The sequence below is a fragment of the Propionicimonas sp. genome, from assembly GCF_034927565.1.
Classification (GTDB): domain Bacteria; phylum Actinomycetota; class Actinomycetes; order Propionibacteriales; family Propionibacteriaceae; genus Propionicimonas.
Genome location: NZ_JAYFPT010000024.1, coordinates 1 through 1,572, shown reverse-complemented (window position 1 = coordinate 1,572; position 1,572 = coordinate 1). Strand labels below are relative to the sequence as shown.

The window sequence follows — 1,572 nt, the reverse complement described above, 5'->3', positions numbered from 1 at the left end:
CGCGAAGGCGTTCAGGGCGGGCTTCCACCTGACGACCCAGCGTGCCCGGCCGTGGCCGGTGGGGTCAAGGGAGCGGGTGGTCAGGTACAGGCACTTCATGGCGGCGGCCTCGTTGGGGAAGTGGCCGCGGGCGTTCACCGCCCGCCGGTAGCGGGCGTTGATCGACTCGATCGCGTTCGTCGTACAGATCACCCGCCGGATCTCCACGTCGTATTCGAGGAACGGCACGAACTCGGCCCACGCGTTCTCCCACAGCCTGACGATCGCGGGATACCTGCCGCCCCACGCCTGGGCGAAGTCGGCGAACCGGTCGGCGGCCGCGGCCTCTGACGGGGCGGTGTAGACCGGCTTGAGGGCCTTGACGATGGCGTCGCGGTGTTGCCGGCCGGCGTAGCGGAAGCTGTTGCGGATCAGGTGCACGATGCACTGCTGGACGACGGTGCGGTCCCAGGTGGTGGTGATCGCCTCCGGCAGGCCCTTCAGCCCGTCACACACCGCGATCAGGACGTCGTCGACGCCGCGATTCTTCAGCTCGGAGAACACTTGCAGCCAGAACCTGGCGCCTTCGGCGCCGTCCCCGGCCCAGATCCCCAGGATGTCGCGTTCGCCGTTGGTGGTGACGCCCATGACCACGTAGAACGGGGTGTTGCGGACCTGGCCGTCGCGGACCTTGACCACGATGGCGTCCACGAAGATCACCGGATAGAGCGGGTCCAGCGGTCGGCTGGACCATTCGGCCAGCTCACCGGCGACCTTCTCGGTGATCCGGCTGATCGTGTCCTTGGACACCCTGGCGCCGTACACCTCCTCGAAGTGAGCGGCGATCTCCCCGGTCGTCAACCCTCGCGCACTGAGCGACAAGACGATCTGGTCGATCCCGTCCAGGCGACGCTTCCGCTTCGGCACGATGACCGGCGTGAACGAGCCGTCGCGATCCCTGGGCACCTCGATCTCGACCGGGCCGATCTCGGTCAACACCGTCTTGTTCCGGGAGCCGTTACGCATGTTCATTCCCAGCGGCGCCGCGCCGTACTCGTGGCCCAGGTGCTCGGTCAGTTCCGCCTCCAGGGCGGACTCCAGCACCTGCGTGGTCAGCCCGGACAACACCCCGCCCGGGCCGACCAGGGACATCCCCTGAGCCTTCGCCTGGGCGAGCAGCTGCTCAGCGAGCTGCTTCTGATCGAGGATCTCTCCCGTCACGGGGTCGATCATCTCCACCATCTCGGTCGTGTCAGTCACGGCCGTCTCCTTTCGGATCAGGCCGGACCCCTACACACCGTTATTCAGACAGTCCCGCAGAACGCCTTGGGCCGCCGGCGGCCGTAACGAATCCCGCCGGCATGAAGTGTGGCTTCGTTCGCTTGGTGGCGGGGTTTTTGCAGCGCTCCGTGGCGGTCTTGTTGCCGCGATCACGCAGGACTGGCTGCAGGTTGGTGTCGCGGTCTGAACCGAGAGGGGTGCGCCCGGTCGGGGCCGTTTGGATCGCTGCCGCTACGTCAGAGTCCGAAGGCTCCGCCGCTGACGAGGATCACGATGCCGAGGCCGATGAGAACGATGGGGAAGAGGATGTGC

Annotated in this window: 1 protein-coding gene; it reads right to left on the bottom strand. The window is 67.0% G+C overall.

The window, feature by feature from the left end; translation table 11 throughout:
- On the bottom strand, nt 1-1,221 hold a 1,221-nt coding region (locus VB080_RS05785), incomplete at its 3' end, for an IS256 family transposase (RefSeq protein ID WP_416339607.1).
- Nucleotides 1,222-1,572 lie beyond the last annotated feature (351 nt).